This window comes from Flammeovirga aprica JL-4 (assembly GCF_012844305.1).
In the GTDB taxonomy this organism is placed as follows: domain Bacteria; phylum Bacteroidota; class Bacteroidia; order Cytophagales; family Flammeovirgaceae; genus Flammeovirga; species Flammeovirga aprica.
The window spans coordinates 1-1,483 of record NZ_JABANE010000279.1 but is presented as its reverse complement, the minus strand read 5'-3'; the positions used below and the strand labels follow the sequence as shown (position 1 = coordinate 1,483).

At 33.6% G+C, this 1,483-nt stretch carries 1 protein-coding gene; it reads right to left on the bottom strand.

Annotated features, from left to right (window positions below):
* Positions 1–274: 274 nt before the first annotated feature.
* Positions 275–1,387, bottom strand: coding sequence for an RHS repeat-associated core domain-containing protein (locus HHU12_RS33855; protein WP_169661143.1), 1,113 nt, complete (start codon positions 1,385–1,387; stop codon positions 275–277).
* Positions 1,388–1,483: the final 96 nt, after the last annotated feature.

The window sequence follows — 1,483 nt, the reverse complement described above, 5'->3', positions numbered from 1 at the left end:
TTCTGAGGTGAATTTTCTTTTACTTTTCATAACACTGCAATTTACTTAATTATTAATTTAGATTGCAGTCCATTTTGATGGGGTAACTATAATATACTAATTCTAGATCTAAAAATAAGTATAATAATATCAATGATAGTAAGAATAGAAATAGAAAAAAGAAAAACATACCCATCACCTAAACCCATCCCGTAATGTATTGTGCCGGTTACAATATAATAATTCCAAACAATCAAGAATATATTCCATAAAATTAAAAAAACTATACATTTTTTCATTTCTTCAATAATTGAGGGTTATAAAAAGGAATAGAGTGAGACTGAGCAGACCCATGTGTATATACCCTTTCCCTTGTATTACCTCTATACCTTTCAGCTTTATAATCTTTAACTTCAATATTTTTACTTTCAGGCAAGTAATTATAAGTTCGAGAAGCATTTTTCTTTCCAAATTGATTAGCTCCTGTCACCTGAATTGCATCGTTACCACTATAAAAATGGAAGTGATCATCTACTTTTGTATTTGCAGGATTTTCAGCATCAGTATTACCATTATAAGCTGGTGTGGCTATAGTAATTAAATTAACTTTGACGTCTTCATCACCAAGTTTGGATTTAATTATATCAATTGCTTGTATTGCAACATTTCCACCATGACTATGACCTACTAGGGTTATAGGCTCAGCTTTATTTTTGTCCCTAGTTTTCATAACATGATCTGCTAAATCAATAGCTGCCTTTCTTCTATCTTCTTCATCATTATAAACTCCATTGGAATACTCATCTTGATCATGCCAATAAAACTCCCTATTTTCTGTTTTATTCCCTGTTAAACCTAAAACTTGACTCTTGGTCATCTCTCCAAATGCCTCTTCAACTGTGGATGCTGTGCCATGAATTAAATAAGCCTCCAACCCCTCTAATTCTATATGAGTTGTTACTTTATTTTCACTAAAAGCATAAGTTGAATTATAATAAAAGCTCTCACTTAAAGGATCAATATTAAAGAACCTTCCAATTGTTGGATCTGCATTTCTCCATTTAAAAGAATCCCATCCTAGCTCTTCTTGATGTTCTTGACCTTGGAATTTCCATTTATGATCCGGTGTACCTTCCTTCTCAATACCCGCCATATTCATACCAAACGGATAGTAGTGGTTTTCTTGGACGATATAATCGTTGAAAGTGACTTTTAGATTATCAAAATAGGCATTGACTTCTTCAGATTGATTGAAGATCCCTATTTTCATATAGGTCGTATGTTCAGGAGCAGTGAGTGGTAATTGAAGTTGTTGCCTTTGATCTGCTTTAGAAATAAATGATCGTTCTTTACTGATTAGCTGATCATTTTCATCAAAGAAACGAACCTGCAGTGAGATAAGGGGCAATGTTTGGAGCTATTGTTTCCCCACGATTGAAATCGTGGGCTTTTGATGTACCCACTCTTCCTCCTACAAAAGGCACCAACTGTGGCTTCTTTCCCA